Annotated in this window: 13 protein-coding genes; all 13 read left to right on the plus strand. The window is 44.2% G+C overall.

Features of this window, described 5'->3' with window-relative positions; genetic code table 11:
• The first annotated feature begins 80 nt into the window (after nucleotides 1-80).
• Nucleotides 81-1,418 carry a dihydrolipoyl dehydrogenase family protein gene (locus tag AAHF22_RS04925; RefSeq protein WP_347323848.1) on the plus strand — a complete coding sequence of 446 codons (1,338 nt, stop codon included), beginning with the start codon at nucleotides 81-83 and terminating at the stop codon, nucleotides 1,416-1,418.
• Nucleotides 1,419-1,824: 406 nt separating this feature from the next.
• Nucleotides 1,825-2,604 carry an NRDE family protein gene (locus AAHF22_RS04930; protein WP_347323849.1) on the plus strand — a complete coding sequence of 260 codons (780 nt, stop codon included), beginning with the start codon at nucleotides 1,825-1,827 and terminating at the stop codon, nucleotides 2,602-2,604.
• Nucleotides 2,605-2,679: 75 nt separating this feature from the next.
• Nucleotides 2,680-3,444: a copper resistance CopC family protein gene (locus tag AAHF22_RS04935; RefSeq protein ID WP_347323850.1), complete on the plus strand. Its 765-nt coding sequence runs from the start codon at nucleotides 2,680-2,682 to the stop codon at nucleotides 3,442-3,444.
• The gene (locus AAHF22_RS04940) at nucleotides 3,444-4,601 is read left to right on the plus strand and encodes a CopD family protein (RefSeq protein WP_347323851.1); all 1,158 of its coding nucleotides are present in this window, start codon (nucleotides 3,444-3,446) and stop codon (nucleotides 4,599-4,601) included. Before AAHF22_RS04935 ends, AAHF22_RS04940 begins: the two co-directional genes overlap by 1 nt.
• A 97-nt stretch (nucleotides 4,602-4,698) precedes the next feature.
• Nucleotides 4,699-4,968: a hypothetical protein gene (locus AAHF22_RS04945; protein ID WP_347323852.1), complete on the plus strand. Its 270-nt coding sequence runs from the start codon at nucleotides 4,699-4,701 to the stop codon at nucleotides 4,966-4,968.
• A gap of 477 nt (nucleotides 4,969-5,445) precedes the next feature.
• Complete coding sequence (locus AAHF22_RS04950; RefSeq protein ID WP_371834024.1) at nucleotides 5,446-7,158, plus strand: glycoside hydrolase family 43 protein; 1,713 nt, start codon at nucleotides 5,446-5,448, stop codon at nucleotides 7,156-7,158.
• A 167-nt stretch (nucleotides 7,159-7,325) separates the two neighbouring features.
• Entirely contained in the window at nucleotides 7,326-8,039 is a 714-nt protein-coding gene (gene bglS, locus AAHF22_RS04955; protein WP_347323854.1) for a beta-glucanase, read from the plus strand.
• A gap of 445 nt (nucleotides 8,040-8,484) precedes the next feature.
• Nucleotides 8,485-9,840 (plus strand): glucoamylase family protein, encoded by a 1,356-nt coding sequence (locus AAHF22_RS04960; protein WP_347323855.1) that lies wholly within the window; start codon nucleotides 8,485-8,487, stop codon nucleotides 9,838-9,840.
• Nucleotides 9,841-10,430: 590 nt separating this feature from the next.
• Nucleotides 10,431-11,336 carry a pentapeptide repeat-containing protein gene (locus AAHF22_RS04965; protein WP_347323856.1) on the plus strand — a complete coding sequence of 302 codons (906 nt, stop codon included), beginning with the start codon at nucleotides 10,431-10,433 and terminating at the stop codon, nucleotides 11,334-11,336.
• A gap of 50 nt (nucleotides 11,337-11,386) precedes the next feature.
• Nucleotides 11,387-11,773: a GNAT family N-acetyltransferase gene (locus tag AAHF22_RS04970; protein ID WP_347323857.1), complete on the plus strand. Its 387-nt coding sequence runs from the start codon at nucleotides 11,387-11,389 to the stop codon at nucleotides 11,771-11,773.
• Between the two features lie 134 nt (nucleotides 11,774-11,907).
• A complete protein-coding gene (locus AAHF22_RS04975; RefSeq protein ID WP_347323858.1) occupies nucleotides 11,908-12,570 on the plus strand; it encodes a sugar O-acetyltransferase in 663 nt (220 codons plus the stop codon).
• A 175-nt stretch (nucleotides 12,571-12,745) separates the two neighbouring features.
• Nucleotides 12,746-13,849, plus strand: a complete 1,104-nt coding sequence (locus AAHF22_RS04980; protein WP_347323859.1) for a hypothetical protein — start codon at nucleotides 12,746-12,748, stop codon at nucleotides 13,847-13,849.
• Between the two features lie 138 nt (nucleotides 13,850-13,987).
• Nucleotides 13,988-18,712: an S-layer homology domain-containing protein gene (locus AAHF22_RS04985; protein ID WP_347323860.1), complete on the plus strand. Its 4,725-nt coding sequence runs from the start codon at nucleotides 13,988-13,990 to the stop codon at nucleotides 18,710-18,712.
• Nucleotides 18,713-18,780 lie beyond the last annotated feature (68 nt).

Raw genomic sequence — 18,780 nt, forward strand, 5'->3', positions numbered from 1 at the left:
AAATTTTTTGATAGTAAGAATAATCATGCACAATCAATTGTGAATAAAATGGAACCCAACCAAACGGAGGAGGAATTATAATGACAGCATTTGATATTCTATTTATTGGTAGCGGACAGGGCGCATGGAATGCTGCTTTACCGCTAAGTATGAGTGGCAAGAAAGTAGCTATTATTGAACGTGACAAAATCCTCGGTGTATGTACGAACTATGGATGTAATCCAAAGATTATTCTGGATGGCCCGATCAAGCTCATGGAAGATGCAGAGCTATTGGAAACAGCAGGCTTGCAAAGTGAGTTTAAGCTGGATTGGGGTAAATTGATGGATCATAAAAATAAAATTTTGGACGAGTTGCCAAAAACAATGGAAGCCAATCTGAAAAAAGCAGGGGTCGAGATCATTCGCGGTGAAGCACGCTTTACCGATGCACATACGGTAGAGGTTGATGGAGCTAGCTATACAGCAGAAACGATTGTTATTGCTACAGGACAGCGTCCAGCCGAGCTTCATATTCCAGGCGAAGAATGGCTTAAGACGAGTAATGAATTCCTATACCTGCCCGAATTGCCAGCAGAAATTGTATTGATCGGCGCAGGCTATGTCGCGATGGAGCTGGCATCGATCGCTGCACGCGCGGGTTGTCGCGTGCATATCGTTCAAGTTTCCGATCGCGTACTCAATGGTTTCCACCAGCCTTATGCACGTCAATTAACAGAGAAAATGAAACAAGACGGCATCCAATTCCATTTTAACGAAAAAGTAACCGCAGTGCAGCAAGCAGGCAATGAACTGCAATTGCAAACGGAAAGCGGTCTGACATTACAGGCAGGTCTAATCGTGAATGCAACCGGACGTATTCCGAATGTCGAACCGCTACAGCTGGAAACAGCCGGTGTGACGTATAACAAAAAAGGCATTGAAGTAAATGAGTATCTGCAAACATCACAGCCTCATATTTATGCGACAGGTGATATTATCGATAAAACACAGCCTAGACTTACACCAACTGCGGTATTCGAAGCTAAATATGTGGCAGGCAGGTTGCTTGGCAAAACGAGTGAGCCGATTCAATATCCACCGATCGCTACGATCGCTTTCACTTCACCACGCATTGCACAGGTCGGCGTGACAGCAGAGGAAGCCGAACAGCATAGCGATCAGTATAGTGTAAAGCCGATTGAGCTGGGCAAGCAATGGGACTTTGCCGGACGTGGTGAAACGAGTGCGCACCTGACCCTAATTTATGATAAGGATAAAAAGCTAGTAGGTGCGGCCGGTTACAGCCAGGAAGCATTGGAAATCATTAACAGCCTGACTCCATTTATTACGCTGGGACTGACAGCTGCCGATGCAGAGAAGCTGATCTATGCCTTCCCATCTTTCGAAACGATGATTCCACGTTATTTCCAATCTTGATCGGTTGAAAATACTGAACATACGTCGTTGAGCTAGTTCTCTTCTTCTCTAGCTCGTTCTGTTCTAACTACATCTTTTTCCAGCTAGATCTTTTCTAGCTATACAAGAAGGATCGCATCAAAGAAGGATGACAATTACACCCCAATCTTTATCTTAGAACAGTTCTATTCTCGCTATAGAGCAACTAAATAAAGGCAAATACCTTACAAAAGCCGCACACTTCTGAGATCATGAGATACCATGATGAACGAACCTCTCAGAAGTAGGCGGCTTTTGTGTATCGTAGTTTAGACCATCGATCGCTTATTCTCTATGCGGCACAAACGTATACGTATGCTAAAATAAAACAGTGCTTTATTAAAAAGCCGTTATACATACGAATCCAGGTCAAAGGAGCTATGACTGCATGTGTCTTATTTTATTCGCTTATGGCATTCATCCACAGTATCCACTCATTGTAGCAGCGAATCGCGATGAATTTTATGATCGCCCATCCGCATCTGTGCATCGCTGGTCAGATGCTCCACATGTCATTGCTGGCCGTGATTTATTGAAGCACGGTACATGGCTCGGTGTATCGGATCAAGGACGATTTGCTGGCTTGACGAATTATCGTGATCCACTGGAGCAACGGGAAGGGAAGCGTTCACGGGGAGAACTGGTCGCTAACTTTTTAACCGGAAATGCTGCGCCACATACGTACATGAAGCATATTCATGCACAGGCTCACGACTACCCCGGCTATAATCTGCTTGCTGGCGATCATCAGGAGTTGTATTACTACTCCAATATTAATCAGCAGCCACAGCGATTGGAGCGAGGAATTTACGGTATTAGTAACCATTTGCTGAATACCGACTGGCCGAAGGTAGAGCAAGGAAAAGCAGGCTTGCAACAGCTACTCCAGCTGCCACTGGCATTGGATACCGAGCAGCTTGGTGATGCATTGTTCACATTGCTACAACTTGCTGACCGTCCGGCAGATGAACGATTACCCGCAACTGGTGTTTCGCTACAATGGGAACGCATATTGTCTTCGATTTTTATTCAGAGTGAGGAATCGCGATATGGTACACGCTCTTCCACGGTAGTCATGATGAACGAGCAGGAAATTCGTCTGCGTGAACGTACCTATACGCCACAACTGGCAGAGGAGCAACATCTGGTGATCCCTTTACCGTCCTAGTGGTTATGAGTAAGTATACGTGTGTGAAGGTTAAAGTATAGATTCATATTCTGCCCTATAGAGAGGAGTTTTACCATGTCCGTATCTCCAATGTTTTTCCGTACAAGGATATGTAGTGTGCTTGGCATCCTATTACTATGGCTAGCGATCCCGTTCACAGCTTCTGCTCATACGAGTCTGGAAAGTGCCACTCCAGCGAAGGATGCCAAAGTTCAAAGAGCTGTAACCGAAATTCAGATGAATTTTAACACACCGATTGCAGAACTAAGCTCATTTACCGTTACGTCTTCGGGTGGTCAGTCTGTCACTGTACAAGATATTAAAGTAGATGGTTCTTCCATGTCTGGCCAGCCAGCTACACCGTTAACATCCGGCATGTATCGTGTGCAATGGAAAATAGTTGGCGAAGATAGTCATCCTATCGAAGGCAGTTATGCCTTTAGCGTAGATGTACCAGACAGTGAAGCTACCAACAATGCCACGGGTAATGCTACGGGTTCAACTGAAAATGGAAGTGAGCCGGCGGGAAGTACCGACGACTCGTCATCCAATGCTATAGCGTCAACAGAGAGCAACACTGAGGCAACAAGTAGTTCAACGGCTAACAGCGATTCAGAAGTAGCCAATCCAGCACCCGCAACGCCTGTAGAAACGGAGACCACACCGGCAGATGATGCGACAACCGATCAAAAGCCAACGTCGAGCAGCTCTACATCGACAGCTGATGATGAACAAGATGATGAACATGTATCTCCGGCCACTTGGATCATTACCATTGCCGTTATTCTAATCGCGATGATTGCAGCAGTAACCACGATCAGTAAGCGGAGGAAGAAATAGTGACCTATGGATGGATACTCGCTGATGGGCTTTTATACGTCTGTTTATCACTTGTGCTCGGTACATTCTTACTTGGAATGATTCATCCAGCTTATCAGCCCGGTATCCATATGCCCAAAAAAGCATTAACCGGCATGATTATCGGCATTATGCTGCTATCTGCGATGCCGATGCTTCAAGTGATTATGTTCTTCGTGACAGCGTTTGATTACACATTCGGATTTGTGCTCTCTTATGTGCTGGGTAGCTACAATGCCGGACATGGCTGGTTAGCGACAATCATTTGCGGTCTGTTGCTTATTATTGTGTTATATCAGCGAGTATGGAATGATCGTCCACGCCTCATGTCAGCGATCGGTCTGATGCTGGCGATCGGTATGGTTGCAGGGATTGGTTATACGAGTCATTCCTCAAGCTTATATGGGCTGACTGGCTTCTTAACCCATTCGGTGCATTTGCTCAGTGTGATGCTCTGGCTAGGCGTATTGTTTGTCGTCGCATGGTTTACAAAACAATCCGACCGATCCGAAAACTCAGAACGGTTAGGACACGGACAATCTGACAATTGGAAGGCGTGGCTCAGCTGGATGTCTCCATTTGCGATGATCTGTTATATCGCAGCCATTGCGTCCGGTTTGCTGATGATGCTATCGTTTACCGACAATTATGCAGGTAGTCTCGCCGTTCCATTTGGGCAGGCGCTCTTGATCAAGCATGCATTACTATTGCCATTGACTGCACTGGCTGCCACGAATAGCTTTTTGTTAAAAGGATATCTGGCACGCCAGCCTGATTGGAGTCCGGTACGCTGGTTGCGCGTGGAGACGGTGTTTGCTCTGCTCGTGCTGTTAGGTACGGCATATCTTTCCAACCAGTCGCCACCGCATGATCTGGTAGCAGCAGTGGACAGTCAGGCGATTGCGTTGTCTCCGTTATGGACGTTATTTTATGAACCGTTTGGCCAGGCAACGCTGTATGGCGTCTTGCAGCTGGGCTGGTCGTTGACAGCAATCGCAGTAGCGCTACTGGCACTCGTACTCGTCATCGCAGGGGTATGGATGCTTGTTCGTTTCCGCAGTACATGGACATCGCTCGGCTTGCTCATATGCTCAGCGATTTCGCTCTATACGGCTGTGATGTTGAGTGTGCATCCATAGCATATTAATCCAGCCAGTAAATCTAGTAAGCAAATGGATACAATTTAAAGGAGAAGGACGTATTTCGCGCTTAAATCAGGTTGAAGAATACCAAACGGTGTTTGATCTCATCGGTATCCAGACAAGATATTTAAAGTTACTGGAGGAGCTGGAATATTACGATTCACAACGAGCAAAGATGCTTGCATTGTATGCGAGATACAAAGAAGATAAGCAAGCTGGTATACAGCAGCCGTACTTACAGCGTCAAGCAGATATCGTGAACCATTTATCCTTTAATGTGATCGAAAAGTCGATTCAACACTCTGCGCCGATTCAGGAGTTTATCGACTATGTGGCCGAGCTGCATGACCAGATGTATGAATAAGCGTGTTACACACGATGCAGTCCGTCTTCCGTATAAGAAGATAGACTGCATTTTTGCAGCATAGCTCATATACAAGATGACGTTTAAGCGCATCAATGTTCTGTATATCGAAATCCATATTATTCAACTTGCCATAGTGGATATAGTTATAAACGACCTAAAATACGCGTTGTGAAAGCGTTCTCTTAGCAATAAGTAGCTGAAAATGCGCATCCTTTTAATGATGTTGAGATATAAAATAGACCATGCTATGATTTTCTCAAATCATTAATAACCATTATTTTGAATTCAATTACATCATTATGCTTATTGTGATGAAGCGTAAAACAGTGCAAATACGTTCCTTGTTGGGCACTCTTCTTTTACAGAATGCTTTTATACATCTCTTATGTAAGCGTTAACAAAATTCGAAATGGAGGTTAGTTCATGTTCAGGATACGCAAATGTTTCATTGTACTCATGTCTTTTATTGTATTGATGGGGACGTTCTCCGCATTACGTGCAGACGCAGCTACTCCATCACTCGCCAAGTTGCCCGGTAATTCGAATCCACTGATGGATCACAAGCTTGGAGCTGATCCGTATGTGCTTGTTTACAATGGCAGAGTGTATGTATACATGTCGAGCGATACATACGTATACAATAGCAACGGCACCGTGAAGGAAAACGACTTTAGTGCGCTTGATCGTGTACAGGTCATTTCTTCCTCCGATATGGTCAATTGGACCGATCATGGAACGGTCCCTGTCGCAGGAGCAAATAACAAAAACAACGGTAAAGGGATTGCCAAATGGGCTGGTAATTCATGGGCTCCCGCAGTAGCTCATAAGAAAATCAACGGCAAAGATAAATTTTTCTTGTACTTTGCCAATGGTGGTGCAGGCATCGGTGTCCTGACCGCTGATTCGCCAATCGGTCCGTGGTCAGATCCACTGGGTAAAGCGTTATTGACTCAAAATACACCAGGCATGTCTGGCGTAAAATGGTTGTTTGATCCAGCTGTCCTTGTTAACGATGACGGTACAGGCTATCTGTACAGTGGCGGCGGCATTCCAAACGAATCCGATCCAGCTTCGATCGCTAATCCGAAAACCGCACGTGTGATCAAGCTTGGAGCGGATATGATCAGCGTGAGTGGCAGTGCAAGCACGATCGATGCACCATATTTGTTTGAAGACTCTGGTATTCACAAATACAATGGCAAATACTACTACTCGTATTGCATCAACTTTGCCGGTAGTCACCCATCCCAATATCCGGCTGGTGAAATTGGCTATATGGTGAGTGACAACCCAATGGGACCATTTACGTACAAAGGTCATTTCTTGAAAAACCCGTACTCCTTCTTCGGAGTAGGCGGTAACAATCACCATGCTGTATTTAATTTTAATAACCAGTGGTATGTCGTATACCATGCGCAGACGGTGAGTAAAGCACAGATCGGTGACGGTAAAGGGTATCGTTCTCCGCATATTAACAAGCTGACGCACAATGGAGACGGCAGCATCGCTGAAGTGCAGGCCAATATGGCAGGTGTTCCGCAGCTGTTTAACCTGAATCCGTATACACGGGTCGAAGCGGAGACGATTGGCTGGCAAGCAGGAATTAACACCGAGGCAAGTCAGGCAAGCGGACCGGTTAACAATCAGAACGTAACAAATATTAATAATGGCGACTGGATCGCTGTTGGTAGAGCAGACTTTGGCTCCGCAGGTGCGCGTGCCTTCAAAGCGATTGTAGCTTCTACGGTAGGCGGTAAAATCGAAGTGCGCTTGGATAGCGTAAGCGGACCACTTGTAGGTACGCTGCAAGTCCCTTCTACAGGCGGCGTGCAAAACTGGAAAGAGGTTCAGACGAATATTAGCAACGCTACAGGTATTCACAATGTGTATCTCGTATTTACCGGTGGCGGTGGTAACCTGTTCAATCTGGATGCATGGCAATTCGTATCCAATGCAGGATTGGCAGCTGTTCCAGCTGAGACACAAAGTGCAGTTACCGAAGCACAGTCGACGCTTGCCGTTACAAGTCCAGCTGAAGCCGAGATAAGCGAAACGACTGGAAAAGAGCAGCCATCTGCTACAACGCCAGCAGCATCGGAATCCGTAGCATCCAGTTCTAGCGAAGCTGCTGGAAGTCAGCCTGCTACAGATAGCATGCAGACGAATGAAGTGTCTGCAAGTGAGTAATTGTACAAGTAGTATAGTGGCAGACGGAAAACCGAAGTTAAGCTGATGCGTTAAATCATGTCAACATGACCTGTTTATTACGAATCCGATCGTACGATTCGTTACCGCGATCGGATGTATAACGATGGTTATCCTTTACATTTACTATATTCAGATGGAGGTTTTGTATGAAAAGAAAATCCTGGTTGACCCTATTGACTGCTGTTGTCCTGTCTCTTGGTTTCTCAGCAAATACATTCGCAGCGACGGTGTTCTGGGAACCATTAACTTACTTTAACCCAAGCACATGGCAAAAAGCAGACGGCTACTCCAACGGCAGTATGTTTAATTGCACATGGCGTGGCAATAACGTCAGCTTTACAAGCGATGGTAAAATGAAACTCGGCCTGACCAGCTCTGCACCGAACAAATTCGATTGTGGCGAGTATCGCACAACCAATAAATACGGCTATGGTAAATACGAAGTGAGTATGAAGCCTGCGAAAAATACAGGTATCGTATCCTCCTTCTTTACGTACACTGGCCCAGCCAACGGTACACAGTGGGATGAGATCGATATCGAATTCCTGGGCAAAGACACAACTAAAGTACAGTTCAATTACTACACGAATGGCGTCGGTAACCACGAGAAAATCATCAATCTGGGCTTTGACGCTTCTCAAGGCTTCCACACTTACGCATTCGACTGGCAGCCAGGCTCGATTAAATGGTATGTCGACGGCGTACTGAAGCATACCGCAACCAGTAACATTCCGAAGACCCCCGGTCAAATCATGATGAATATTTGGAACGGTACCGGTGTGGATGAGTGGTTAGGATCTTATAATGGTGCGAACCCACTGTATGCGGAGTATGATTGGGTGAAGTATACGAGTAATTGATAAGTTGATGGATGATGATCGAGTGAGAAGGGCAGCCTGTGAAGGCTGTCCTTTTTATATGTCTACTATATTCGAAGTGTTTGTGAGCTACAGTCAATTTGTTAGTAAAACCATATATAGCTTATATATGGTGGAATAGTCATCATGACTTTAAGTCAATATTTCAAAAAGGCACTTCTTTGCTCATGGTGTCTTTTTGAGATGTATCATTTTAATTTTCTATATCTCCTACCCATTTATTTAGATTCATATAAAGGTAATGACATACTACTCATATAGCATCAAAAAATGAAACGTTTCGAATTTATATCAATAACTACACTGTACCTAAAACACCTATAAAATGTTTTTAGTAAACGCTTACAATTTACTATTTACCTTATCATTACTCTCATGCTATCATAAATGCGAAACGTTTCAATTTAAATTTGAAAGGAGAAAAGGCATGAGAAAAGTAAAGATATTCAGTATGATCCTCACTTTGTGTCTGATGGCAAATGTCTCATTAACTCCTATGGCTTCGGCGGCACCGGACTCTAAAAAGGCGCCTACCTTCAACAAAGAACTGAAAGCGATTGCAGATAAAACGTATCAATACTTTCAAGACTACACCGATCCCAAAACAGGCATGACATACGATGAGGTACGCACAACAGACAAAGGAATTGAGGAAGCCAAACGCACATCACCAACGAATATCGCTATGTACATGATGAGTACCGTATCCGCTCAGCAAATGGGTATTATTAGCAAAAAAGAAGCGGTATCCCGTCTGCAAACGACGCTTACTACGCTGGAAAAGTTGGATAAGTGGAACGGTCTCTTTTATAACTGGTACAATACCGACGATGGTTCACTCAAAAAAGATTGGGGGCAATTTATATCTCAGGTCGACAATGGCTGGATGTCCGCAGGCTTGATCGTGGTCGGACAGGCGTACAAGGAGTTAAATGGACAGACGAGCAAGCTTGTGAACAATATGAACTATACTACGCTGTATGATCCAGAAGTTGGACAATTCCGTGGCGGATATGACGTTGCTAAAGGCGCGCTGACCGATCACCATTATGGTATGTTTTACACCGAACCACGTGTAGCGAGCTATATCGCTATCGGGAAAGGCGATGTGCCACAGGATCACTGGTGGAAAATGTACCGTACCATGCCGGCTGAATATGACTGGCAGTCTCAGACCCCTCAAGGAAAGACTGTAAAGTATGATGGTGTTGATGTGTTTGAAGGCAGCTATGTGTATAAGAGTAAAAAGTTTGTGCCTAGCTGGGGCGGCAGTATGTTTGAAGCACTCATGCCAGGTATAGTGATTAATGAAAAAGGACTCGGTAAGAAGGCACTCGGTCTGAACAACGAGCGTCATGTACAACTACAAATCGAATATGCAAAGGAAAAAGGCTATCGTGCATGGGGATTTTCTCCTTCGGCGACGCCAACGGGCTATAGCGAATTTGCAGCGACACCGCTTGGAACGTCCGGTTATAAAGATGGAGCAACGGTAACCGCGCATGCTACGTTCCTTGCATTAGAATACGCACCTCAGGATGCTCGCCAAAACATCGAAGCATTAAAAAGCTTTAATATGCTCGGTAAATATGGCTTCTATGATTCGGTGAATGTAGAAACAGGCGAGCTGGCGAAAGCTTATCTGGCACTGGATCAGGGGATGATTATAGTATCGATCGCTAACTATTTGCAAGATGGCGTCATCCGCGATTATTTCCATAAAGATCCGATCGGTAAAAAACCGGAGGCATTATTGAAGAAGGAAGTTTTTTCGATTCAGTAAAATGATTTCATCATGGCTATCATTCAGTCGTTATTTAAGCGAAATAGATACGTAAGAAATAGATACAACGTAAATAGAAGCAGATGTATATGCATCAGAACTATATGTGTACGTACAAGGCAAACAGAACCAGGCAACGTGTGACCTCATACAACATTGTCACATGCTGCCTGGTGTTTTATTTTGCGTTGTTTTCAGTGTTTACTCTGATGATATATACTACTCATGTTCTAATCTTTTTCTTATTGGCTCATCTAAAAGATGACGTTTAAGCGCATCGCTGAACACCGACTGCTCGAAAGTAGAGCAAGGGCAAGCAGACTTGCTACAGCTGCTCCAGCTTCCACGGGCAATTGTATCCGTATAAGCTATGTTTTGGTTACATTATTCAAATGATACACAATATCAAAACGATACATATATAGAATGTTATATGAACGATCCGCTTGCTTAAAGTTATGAATATGGTAGGTTTTTCATGCTATCAGTGTTCGTGAATTGCTATACCATACATACAATAAATAGACAAATTCAAGATGCATGCCTACAATAAATGTAAGTATTTGCATGCCATTTATATAAGCATTGAGGTGGAATGGTTGAAAAATTCAAGTGTTCATTTAACAGATTACGATCATCGGCATCATCTGAAAGCAGATTGTGAACAATGCTTTGGATTATGCTGTGTTGCGTTAAGCTTCTCGGCTTCAGAAGGATTCCCGATGGATAAAGCAGCAGGACAGCCTTGTAAGCATCTACAATCAGACTGTCGCTGTGCGATTCATCCAACATTACATAAACGAGGTTTGAAAGGCTGTATTTCATTCGATTGCTTTGGAGCAGGTCAGAAGGTATCGCAGATGACCTATCGTGGAACCGATTGGAAAACGATACCGGATCAGGCAGACACGATGTTCAACGTATTTCTCGTTATGCTTCAGCTGCATGAGCTGTTATGGCATCTAACGGATGCGTTACATCAGCCAGCCACTCATTCGATCCGACAAGAGTTGCAGGAGCTTCTGGATGTGACCGAGCAATACACCATGCGATCTCCAGCGGAGTTACTAGGAATAGATACGATGGAGCATAAGGACAGAGTGAACGTATTACTTGTTCGAACGAGCGAGCTGGTACGTGCTGGAGCACGTAATAAGCAGAAACCTCAGCCCAAACCAAAACAACGTTCATCGTCTACCAAACAGAAGCGGATCGGGCGTGGTGCAGACCTGGTCGCTGCCGATTTGAGCAAAATGGATCTGCAAGGTGCTCACTTAAGAGGTGCACTTCTCATTGCAGCAAACTTGCAAGACGTGGATCTAAGTGGTGCCGACCTGATCGGAGCCGATTTACGCGATGCCAACGTAAGCGGGGCAGATCTGTCGCAAAGTTTATTTCTAACGCAGTTTCAGATTAGTTCAGCTAGAGGAGATGAGGCAACTAGATTGCCGGCATGGTTACAACGTCCAGAGCATTGGCATAGAAACCAGATATAGATTGATTTTGTATATGGAGTCTGGTTTTATTCGTGAAGGAGGAACACCTATTGATTCATGTTGAACTTCATCTGCCTATTCGCAATGACGAGGTGCCTTCGCTACGAGAAGCAGTTGGCTGGTCAAGACGAGATGACGATTCCCCGCTTTTATTTCAGCGCTGTAATTTCTGGGCGGGAGCGAGAGATACCGATGGAACACTTATTGCTTTTGGTTATATGACTGGAATGGGTTTGGAACACGGGTATATAGAAGATATTATCGTACACCCGACCTATCAACGACAGGGGATTGGACAGCAAATTGTAAAAAGGTTACTAGATGAAGCTCAGTTTCGTAGCATGGAGATTGTGACTGTGACGTATAGTCATCAGCATGAGGCATTTTATACGCAATGTGGTTTGCTACCGAGTCATGCTGGTATCTGGAGAGCATAACATCTGAACAATGTAAGGAATATAAGATGGTCGTTTATTTAGTTGATCGAGATTAAATTCCGTTCCGTTGTGATTCGATTTTACATGATGTCGTATGATCGTACAGCCATTATATTATACGTAAGGAGACTGCGATGATGAAAGAAGAAGAGCGTATTATGCAAGGGATTCTGTTCAGTCCTGCCCATCCGGATTTGAAAGCGCTAAAGCGTAAAGCCCATCGGCTTAGTCAGCAATACAGCCAGACATTCGAAGACGAGATTGAAGAAAGAGCGCGTATACTAGAGGAAGTGGTTGGACATATAGGGGAGGGTAGCTTTATTCAAGGCCCTGTATTTTTTCATTATGGTGTACATACACGCATCGGACACCATTTTTTTGCGAATTATAATCTAACGATACAGGACGATGCGCTGGTGACGATCGGAGATTATACAAGCTTGGGTCCGAATGTAACGATTGTTACGCCGATCCACCCGTTGATTGCATCCGAACGTCGAACAATGCTGGATCAGCATGGTGATGCCAAACCATTATGCTATGCAAAACCGGTGACGATTGGCAATGATGTGTGGATTTCAGCTAATGTGACGATTTGCGGTGGGGTTACGATTGGAGACGGCTGCGTAATTGGCGCAGGCAGTGTCGTTACACGTGATATCCCTGCGTATTCACTAGCAGCAGGTGTGCCTTGCAAAGTGATTCGACCGATTACAGAATCCGATAGTATGCGTTATAAGCCGGAGATTATGGCGGATTGTAATGTCATTACGCAACAGGTCGATGAGGATAGATAAGGGTAAAGACGAGCGATTTTTATAGACCGATTTTATATATAGACTGATGTTTATAATTAATTTTCAGGTAAATATATCTTATATTGGAATTTGATGAAATGTGGTCAGTAGTACTATCATTATTGGTGTAGATAATTCATATGGAGAGTATAATTAAAATGTGTGAGGATAGAGCATGATCAAACCGACCGAGCAGTTGATACATTTATTACGTTCAGAAAAATTTCATTCAGAAAAGCCCATCGATTCAACCATTATTCAATCTTACTGCGATGTGATTGCGCAATATGGTGATCGTGAAGATGCAGCCATGTTGCTCCAATGGTATATGAATCATTCAGGGGATGGGCAATATAATCATTTGCTGCATGTCGTTATGCGCTGTGGAGATCTGGAGCTTGCTGCGAAGCTATATCAATATCATTTTAATCATGAGGGTGAACTCGGCGACGATGCTCCTGATGGTGTACTTCATATACTCGCCTATATGGGATATCCGCTTCATACAGAATATTTGGTAAAATGCGTACTGTTAGATCATAGGTGTGGATCAGATGCCTGTCTGGCACTGTTACATATGCCTTATACCGATCATCATAGGCAGTTGATCGAGCGATTCGATCAACTATATGGTGATGCGCTATTCCCGGAATTTCTTCCAGCACTAGGTGTGAAATGGGCAACAGCAGGCGAGATGGTTCCAAAGCTTGTAGCCTGGGGAAAGCAAGCTTCGATCGATTGTAATGGTGGACTTCTATTCGGTATTGCAATGTATGGGCCAACGCAAAAAGAACAGATCAAACAAATTCTGTGGGACCCGGATTGGGAGCTATATAGCAACGGGACAGGTGGACACTGGTGGGCATATATGGCTATGCCGCTGGTAGAGTTAACCTTTGCGGAATTGATTCGTGATGTGAAAATGACATTTGGCTCCGATCCTAAACGGAATGATGAAGTGAATGGACGAGAAGCAGATCATCTATCCGATGCGTTGCAGCGATCTGCCGAGCATTGTTTTGATGTGTTGCATAGTTTGCTTCAATTGAAATTGGAACGTTTGTCGCATCCTCTGCGATATGTTAACGCTAACGCAGAAGCGATGATGGATTTGTATCCGCAATTATTTGCATGGAGTACGCCATATGTAGATGATTCTATACTTGGTGTGATTGCAGATACATTAGGCGTGCATCATCGACTTACCAGCCAATTTCATCATGTAAGAGCTATGATGGAGCTGGCTGTTCGCCATGAAATAGAGATGAGTGTAGGATGATAAAATTTTAGTTGTTTTTTTCTGTACAAATGAAGTATGATGTTTTTAATTAAATTGATGTACGAGGAAGCACCTCGCATGGAGTAGTTTATTTACTACCCGTGTGAGGTGCTTTTTTGTTATGTGGAGGAGAAGATAATGAAGCAAGATACGATTCAAGTGAAAAAAGGATTATTTGCCCCCCGATTAGTTCAAACGTCGCTGTGTTCTCTTCTTGTAGCTTCTGCATTTGGCCCGGTTGCTTCAGCTGCGACAGAAGTGAAGGCGAATATTACGAAAATTGCGAACAAGGGGAATTCGGCTTACCTAGAATTTTCTGTACCGATGGTCGGCGGAGATATTCTTAGCTCTACCGGTTTTGAATCGGGTGAAGAAACGCCTAATTTTTATTGGAGAGGAACAGGTAATCAATCGATAACGAACAATCCAGTCGGTAGTGGGCGAGTCGCTTCCTTGCAGGATACGATCACGAATAGCGAAGGGAATTTGTATGATTTTCCGAATACTAAAGGGGATACTTCTCGATTTGCCTTGCAGGGAAGAAGCTTACCTGATGATGCGCTAATCAGTGTGCAATTTGATGCGTTGAGTACAGCAGGTACAAATTGGATGCAATTTGCCGCTGATACAGGTTGGTATGATCGTGGTTTTGATATGATCGATGATCATGGACAAAACGTGTTGTACGCAGAAGCGATCAATTGGAGTCGTGCACCGCAAACATTTCGTGTAAAAACAGCCAGTGGACGGGTTGTTTTGCCTGATGGTCAAGTTCGTACCGTCGTTTCGTCAAGAACACAGGATTATAGTTACGGTTTGCTGCAATACCAATGGTCTCAAACGAACCAAACGTTCACACGTATTCCGGGTGCAACGCAGCCCTGGAGCGCAGGATGGCCAAACGGTCAAACGATAACACCCAAGCTTGAATCATTCGCAGTTGACGAACGCGTCTTGTCCTATAATCAAGGTGGCTTTATATTTCCAGAACGCGTCATTCCATCAGATCGTACATGGCGGACATATTCTATGAATGCTCAAGTTTCTAAACTGGCGTATTATGACTTGATGAAATATGGAATCTCCCCATCGATGCAATGGAAAACGGACGGCTCCGTATATATCGATAATTTAAAGTTTGGTTACGCCGAAAAAGCCAATATTTATCGAGACGGACAACAGGTATATTCTGGCTTCGAGTCTTCCTTTACAGATTACGATGCTACAGATACAGCTAAACCTGATCCGGTTACACATGTTGACTATTCATTTTCTCGTAGCAATAAACAAATTACAGTCAATTGGACAGCTGCGAGTGATACAGGCACGAATTACACGTATAAAATTCAGGGACAGTTGCGTGACGGAACAACAGGCTCTATTCAAGATCCGCATACAGTTCGTGTGACTTCGGGTATGAAGGGCTACATCCTCGTATGTGATTCCTCTCCGTATACACAGGTAACGTCTGGAGAGATCACGACGACTGCAACGACCGCAACGTTAACTCCAGCTTATGGTGATCGGTATATTCATATCGCTTCAGTCGACCAGGCAGGTAATATATCCGCTACGATGACCACCACGTTAACCGATCGTGATCAACCTGAACTTCAACTAACACAAATCGATACTAGCCCATCCAAATACGGCACAATTGTATCTGTAAATGCATCAGATCTAACAAGCTGGATTGATTCTATAACGTTACCGGGTGGTTCTGTCGTTCAGGCAGATGCTACTTCTTTTGTCATTAACCGCAATGGAGGCTACACATTTAGAGCCATGGATTTTTTCGGTAATATAGTGTACAAAACGATTACTGTGTCTAACATCGATACGTTGCCGCCGGATATTAATGTATCCTCGGAGCCAGCAGAGTTAGCCCAGTTTAATCCCCAACCGTTCACGCTTCATTTTAACGTTACTGACAATATGCCTGGCCAGCCACAGGTGTATTATTACATGTCAACGAACTCGGATATTCCGGCATCGGATTCGGCAGTTTGGCAAAGTGTAGGATCGGATTTTAAAGTGGATGTCGATAAAGTGGGCGCCTGGTGGGTATTCGTTAAGGTGCGAGATGTTGCAGGCAATGAGCAGACTAAACGTTTTGGGATGTACAATTATTTGCCGATACCTAAGCCTATTGCGGAGAAGGATATCGAAATTACTTCGGCTACTTCTACCTCTTTGACCATTAAACTAAAGCGCGAGCAAGATGCTTATTATCGTGTTTATGTAAATGGTGTAACAGATCGTAGGAAGGTGTTCCGTAATGGAGCCGATATGCTAACGTTGACTGACCTTACGCCTGGAACGTTATATACAATTACGATTGAGACGCATAATACCTCTGGAATAGGTGGACAAACAGTAGTCAATGCAATGACAAGACCTGATATTGCTAACATTTCTACTATTTTACCAGTAGAAGGTACAGAGGATACCGTTATTGCGTCGGTGTATCAAGGGAGTGGCACAGAACATTATGTATGGGAGCTTTTTAACGAGTCACATGTCAAGATCATGAGTTGGGAAAGCAAAGACCATTCGCAGCTTATTAAAGTTACGCCTAATGGACATTATTCATTACATGTATATGCAGTAAATCGTAGCGGAGCAGGTTTGACAGGTGTGCGAAACTTTCAAGCGCTACCTACACTGTCCGGACTACATGTCGTTAATGTGAAATCAGATGCTATTCATTTGGGCTGGCAAAGTGTTACTGGCGATGTATATTATGATCTATATCGCGATGATCGAAAAGCAGGCATTCGAGTAGGGGCAGAAGGGACAGTTATTGGAGATACGTACACATCAGTTACTACAGCAACCTATATGCCAGATATGATTCACTTTAACGATCCAGGACTACAAAGCGGAACAGAGTATCATTATCGGATTGCTGCCGCTAATGCAGCCGGATATAGCTTATGGCGTAATGTGTCTGTATGGACGTTACCGGATAGGCCCACTCTTCGCGTGTCAGAGGTAACCGATCACAGTCTCGTCTGCGATTGGCAGCAAGTAAGAGGCGCAACCGCATATGATGTCTATCTAAATGGTACATATATAGGACGACAAGCGGAAACTAGAATACATTTGCCGGATCTGGAAGCGGGAACAGACTATCATATCGATGTATTAGCAATCAATGTTAGTGGAACTGGGGCTGCCGCTCACCTTACAAAAGCAACATTACCTGTACAACCACGTCTCGGTGCGTTACTCCCCGACGAAGATCGTGTTACGATCCAAATCGATACGCAAGCTGCGGATCGTTATACATTTGAATACAATGGAGTCATATTCGAGTCCGTAGCTTCACATCCTTCGATTCAGGTCACCGGTTTACGAGCAGGAGAGACAATTACCGGTACATTAACAGCTTATAATGCGTCTGGAGCATCCAAGCCGCTTGTGGTGACTATGCACACTTTACCAGGCGCAGTCACCAATCTTCGAGCAACGCCATCTGAATCGGATACATCGTTAACATGGGATAAAGTAACCGGAGCGATACGTTACTGGGTTGAGACAAGTCATGGATTGATTGCAGTAGATCATAACTATTTTACTGCGGAAGCGAGTGCGCCTAATACGTTTGGCACATATCGGGTATGGGCGGAAGGTGTTGCGGGTAAAAGTGTTCATGCGGCAGAAGTAAGCAGCCTCGGCGTACCGATTCCGATGGATGCTCAGCCTGTTCGCGTAAAAGCAGTTGGGAATGATGGGGTTACGCTGGCGTTTACATCGTTTCAGGGCGCTACCGGCTATCATGTTTACTTTAAGGATAAATGGATTGCACAAACGAATGACACCAGCTATCGCATCAATAAATTACAGTCTGCTACTGAATACAATCAATACAGTATTCGTGCAGTGAATGCCGTCTCTAAACTCAGTAAGTCATATCCTATTTCTTTTACGACATTACCAGCGGATGAATTTACGCTCGATGTGGTTCATAAAAGTGCTCATTCCATTGATATACATATCCAAAATGTGGAACCGACCGCTAAAGTGATCGTTCGATTACAACTTCACACTGGAGAGATGAAAGAAATGTATAGCGGCGAAGCTGGTTATGTTTCGATCGATCATCTTTCCGCAGATACAAGCTATAAAATATGGGTTCATACGATCAGTGCAGGCGGACCTAGCCATCCGAAATTCATTATTGTGCGCACCAATCAACCGAAAATAGCCCATCTAGCCCATCTGGTGCCAAACCCATCGTATCTCATCACGTCGTATACGGATTCATCTCAAGGATCTCAAGTTCCCGTATCGCCTACAGATCAATTACCACCTCATCCAGTAACGAAAAATGCTACAAAGGTTACGTTTCACGATTTAGAAGGACGATACTCGAAAGAAGCAGTGCACATGCTGGCTGAAAAAGGAATTATTGCTGGATATGCGGACGACACCTTTCGTCCCAAGTTAGCGATCACACGGGCAGAATTTATCGCCATGCTCGATAAGGCAGGATTAATTCCAATGTCCACAGGCAAACCAAGCTTTACGGACGTTGCTATAAACGATTGGTTTGCCGATGCAGTCGAACGTGCAGCCCACGCTAACCTCATTCAAGGTTATCCTAATCAAACGTTCAAGCCTAATCAAATTCTTAGTCGCGCAGAAGCTGCTACAATTATTGGAAGATTGCATGTAGAAACGGCAGAGACGACCCGTAAAAATACATTTTCAGATGAAGAAGTTATTCCATTATGGGCCAAAGAGGAAATCGAAAAAACATCTTATTTTGTTGGCTATGATAATGGTAAGTTCGAACCAAAGAAGAATATTTCGCGCGAAGAAGTGGCGATTATTTTGTATCGGATGTTGAATCAATAACAATAAAGTGGCACGTCATTGTGCCACTTTTTCTTTTGGAGTTGAGAAGTACATAGAGAAACTCATGT

The sequence above is a fragment of the Paenibacillus wenxiniae genome (assembly GCF_039822605.1).
Lineage (GTDB): Bacteria > Bacillota > Bacilli > Paenibacillales > Paenibacillaceae > Saccharibacillus > Saccharibacillus wenxiniae.